The organism is Streptomyces sp. NPDC059456 (genome assembly GCF_042750055.1).
Taxonomy (GTDB): Bacteria; Actinomycetota; Actinomycetes; order Streptomycetales; family Streptomycetaceae; genus Streptomyces.
In genome coordinates, this window is record NZ_JBHYVA010000291.1 from 1 (window position 1) to 3,903 (window position 3,903).

Annotated in this window: 5 protein-coding genes; 3 read left to right on the forward strand and 2 right to left on the reverse strand. The window is 71.1% G+C overall.

Annotated features, from left to right (window positions below; genetic code table 11):
- Nucleotides 1-245: 245 nt before the first annotated feature.
- Nucleotides 246-815, forward strand: a complete 570-nt coding sequence (locus tag ACFXA3_RS23700) for a ribosome-inactivating family protein (RefSeq protein WP_385189790.1) — start codon at nt 246-248, stop codon at nt 813-815.
- A 137-nt stretch (nt 816-952) separates the two neighbouring features.
- Here the strand turns inward: ACFXA3_RS23700 and ACFXA3_RS23705 are convergent, their stop codons facing one another.
- Entirely contained in the window at nt 953-1,432 is a 480-nt protein-coding gene (locus ACFXA3_RS23705) for a VOC family protein (protein ID WP_385189792.1), read from the reverse strand.
- Nucleotides 1,433-1,477: 45 nt separating this feature from the next.
- Entirely contained in the window at nt 1,478-2,278 is an 801-nt protein-coding gene (locus ACFXA3_RS23710) for a glycine betaine ABC transporter substrate-binding protein (RefSeq protein ID WP_385189795.1), read from the reverse strand.
- Between the two features lie 308 nt (nt 2,279-2,586).
- On the opposite strand from ACFXA3_RS23710, the gene ACFXA3_RS23715 reads away from it, so the two are divergent.
- Together ACFXA3_RS23715 and ACFXA3_RS23720 are read left to right on the forward strand one after the other, a co-directional pair.
- On the forward strand, nt 2,587-3,165 hold the full coding sequence (locus ACFXA3_RS23715) for an RNA polymerase sigma factor (protein ID WP_385189798.1): 579 nt from the start codon (nt 2,587-2,589) through the stop codon (nt 3,163-3,165).
- A complete protein-coding gene (locus tag ACFXA3_RS23720) occupies nt 3,162-3,833 on the forward strand; it encodes a hypothetical protein (protein ID WP_385189800.1) in 672 nt (223 codons plus the stop codon). The genes ACFXA3_RS23715 and ACFXA3_RS23720 overlap by 4 nt, the downstream gene beginning before the upstream one ends.
- Nucleotides 3,834-3,903: the final 70 nt, after the last annotated feature.

Below are 3,903 nucleotides of genomic sequence, written 5' to 3' on the forward strand. Positions count from 1 at the left end.
CGGTGGGCCGGTCCGGTGTCCGGCGCGCACCGATTTCTTAGCAACAGAGGCCAACAATTCGCCCGGCCACCACTTCCGCGACTACAAAGGACCGCATCGATCCGAACCCTGCGACGGGGATGATGTCGAAGGCGGTGAATGCGCATGCGTGAGTGCGGCGAGACCGAATCGAACGCGGCCGGATTACTTCAGGGAATGCCGATTTCCGGCGAACTCCCGTGAGGTGAGCGGCCATGCTGAAACCTTTGTCGTTTTCCCCGACGGACGCTTCGGTGGACGAGTACCGGCTCCTGACCTCGACCATCCGGTCGAGGGCCGAGGATGCCCGGGGCTTTTTCGGCGGAGCCTCGCGCGGGCCGGGCGAAGTGGCCCACCTGCCGTTGCGCGTTCAGCTGCGGGGATTGTCCGTCGAGCTCTACATCGAGCTCCGCCTGCAGAGCGCCGGCATGCGCATCGCCGGATTCCGCAACACGTTCGAGAACGGACAGGCTCCGCCTGAAGCGTGCGTCCGCCACGTACAGGATTCCGTCGCGCCTCCCGGGATCCGCCGGACCGAGGTCCTGCCGTTCGGCGGGGGGCGCTCCGACCTCGAGACGGCCGCGGCCGTGCGGCGTTCGGGGGTCTTCCTGGGACGCCGGCCCCTGGGCAACGCGGTGCTCTGGCTGCACCGGAACCGCGATCCGAAGTGCACCGCACACGGGATGCTCGTGCTCTCGGAGATGATCTGCGAGGCAGCCCGGTTCCCCGCCCTGGCCGAGGCGATGTCGCGCATCTGGATGACCGGAGGCCGTCTGTCGGCCCCGGCGCCCGCCTGAGGTCCCGCACCGCGTGCGGACCCGCACGCGGAGGGGGCGGGCCCCGCCCCCCCCCGGGGGGGGGCGTGCCCCCCCCCCCCCCCGGGGACGGGATGCCGGGGACGAGAAGCGGGTCGACTCGGTGTCCGGACCCATCGTCAGGCATCGGGGGTGGGGCGCTTGATGAACTCGATGACCTCGCCGTTGAGTCCGTAGGCGAAGCCGACTTCCAGTGGCATGGTGCCGGTGGCGCCCTTGGCTTCCACCAGCGTCGGTTCCATCAGCGGCCGGGCTCCGGCGGCGACGGCTCGTGCGAAGAGCGCGGAGGGGTCCGCAGTGCGGATGGCGAAGTGGACCAGGGCGGCCGACCGGGCGCGCTCGTCGTCGCTCGGACGGACGAGGGCGTCGAGGGGCCGCGCCGACCCGCCGGGCGGGGTGGAGAGGGCGTCGAAGAGCTCGATCACGCGGTCGTCGCCCGCGTCGAGGAAGACGCAGCGGTTGACGCCGGCTTCCGGAGCGGTCCACTCGTACACGAACCGGAAGCCCAGGGCTTCGGTGTAGAAGCGGACGGTGGCGTCGAGGTCGTAGGCCCGCAGGGCGATGTGGTCAAGGCCGAGATTGGAGGCTGGGTGGTTCATGGCGGTTCTGTCCTTGATGAACGGTGCGTACGTGAGACGCGGGGGTCAACGAGCCGTGCCGGTGGCTCGGCTCAGGTAGTGGTCGGCGGCGTCGAGGGGCGCCAGGCCGTCGACGTTGATCAGCTTGTCGATCGCCTCGACGCCGTCATTGCCGAGGTGCAGTACGCGCAGCCGCTCCAACGCCCGGGGGGCGATGCGGTTCATGGCGCGTCGGGTCACCACGGGGCCGGCGTGGTCGACGCCGCCCAGCAGGCCCATGGGCTCGGCCAGCGGCCGCAGGTCGTGCAGCAGGTTCAGGTACTGGGGCCGCCAGATCGGGATCACGAACCACTCGCGCGCGGCGATTCCGCGCTCGACGCGGTCGGTGAAGGACCGCTCGGTTCCGGGCAGGAATGCGTATCCGTGCCGGTCCAGTCCGTACTCCCGGACCATGCGGGCGGAGAAGCGGCTGATGCCCGCGCCGGGGTTGATCCCGTCGATGACCTTCGTCATCCGTTCGGCGACCCGGGGGCGCGTCAGGTCGGCCACCCCAGCGACCTGCTCCTCGGGGAGCCAGGGCGGTACGGCCCAGACGCAATACGGTTCGTAGTGCGCCGGCAGCACCTCGACGCGGTCGCGGTAGGGGGCCACGTACTTCCCGTGACTGGCGGGCAGCCACGCCGAGACCAGCACGTCGACCTCTCCCGCGGCCTGCATCGCGAAGAGCTCCTGATGAGGAGCCTCGACCGTCCGCACTTCGTGCCCTGCGTCCTCCAGGACCCGGCGGACGACTGCGGCCGCCGCCCTGTGGAACGACAGGGAGATGTTCCCGACCGTGAGCGCCGGCCGGCCGGTGCGCGTGTCCATGCGAATTCCTCCCAACCCTCAGGGCTGGTGCGTATCACCTGGCGACCTCCTGATACCCGTCCCCATCCGCCTCACGCCCCACTTGGGAATCTTTTTGCACTCATGATGCAGTTTCTTGGCGGGGTTGCGATCCGGCCGGGCCGAGCGGGCTCCGCACCGGCCGGTAGTGTTCCCGGCATACCAGGGCACAACAGCCCTGGAGCAACGGCCTTGGAGTCGAAGGCCGGCGAGGGATGTAACGCTTCCGGGCGCTGCGGCCAAGTAGAGGTGTAAGGCACCACACGCCGCCCTGCTCAAAGGAGTCATCCGTGCCAGCGCAGCATCCGACAGCACCACCCGTGCGCGACCCCGCCGGGTTCGCCGTCTTCTACGAGCAGCAGTTCGACGCGGTGCTGGGCTTCGTCACCCGGCGCGTCGACAGCCCGCACCTGGCCGCCGATCTCACGGCGGACATCTTCGTGGCCGCGCTGGAGAACGCGCACACGTACGACGCCCGGCGCGGCGCGCCCGTCGCCTGGCTGTACGGCATATCCCGCAACGTCATCTCCGCACACTTCCGGGGCTGCACCCGCGAGTTGCACGCGGTCGCCCGGATCACCGGCCGGCGACTGCTGGACGACGAGGACATCAGTGCCATCGAGGGCCGGATCGACGCCGCCCGCGCCGCCCGCCGGATGGCGGCGGCCCACGCGGCACTGTCCGACCCCCTGCGCGAGGTGCTCGACCTGGTCGTCCTGGACGGGCTGACCACCCGCGAGGCCGCCCAGGCCCTCGGCATCAGCTCGGCCTCCGCCCGGGTCCGGCTGCACCGCGCCCGCAAGGCACTGCGCACCACCGGCCAGACCCGCACCGACAGCCGCGAAGCCGTTCTGGAGGCCACCCAGTGAACGCCCCTCTGCACTTCAAGCAGCAGCTCGCGGACGAGCTCAACGCCCGCGCGACCGCCCTGGACACCGCAACCGGTCACCGCACCCGGAGCCGCGCCCCGCGCCGTCGGCTGACGTTCGCCCTGGGCGCCGTGGCGGCTGCCGTCGCCGTGGCCGTCGCCGTGCCGGTGGCCGGCGGGACGACCGACGAGCGGCCCGCTGCCGGCCCGTCGGCCGTGCCCGCTCCGCACCGCACCGGGAGCGGCACCATCGACATCGTCACCGCCGACTACGTGGTGAAGTCCCTGCCGGGCGACACGATCGCAGTCGAGGTGATGAGCCCCAAGGGCATCCCCGGGCTGCAGGCCGCCTTGCAGCAGGCGGGCATTCCCGCGGCGGTGATGACGTTCTCGGCCTCGTGCCACGCCAAGGTCCTCTACGACGACGCCGTCGACTCCATGAAGGTGTTCCCCCAAGACGACGCGGGGAGCGCGGTCAACGGGCACTTCTCGCTGATCAGGCCGAGTGCCGTCCCGAAGGGAGACCACCTGCTGTTCGTGGCGACGACGGGCGGCGACGGGCAGATCGGCACGCTGCAGATGTCGGTGGTGCGCGAAGTCCCCGGCTGCGTCCCCGAGTCCGACAACGGGATCGGCGCGGGGTACGTCGCCCCGGGCACCAACCCGTAGGCAAGCAGGGGCACTCGGGGGCGTTTCCACGCTGCCCGAGTACCGGGTGGCCGCCCGGGGACAGCGCGGG

Coding starts and splice junctions, on each gene's coding strand:
- ACFXA3_RS23710 (WP_385189795.1), bottom strand. CDS start 2,278: ATGGACACGCGCACCGGCCGGCCGGCGCTCACGGTCGGGAACATCTCC.
- ACFXA3_RS23705 (WP_385189792.1), bottom strand. CDS start 1,432: ATGAACCACCCAGCCTCCAATCTCGGCCTTGACCACATCGCCCTGCGG.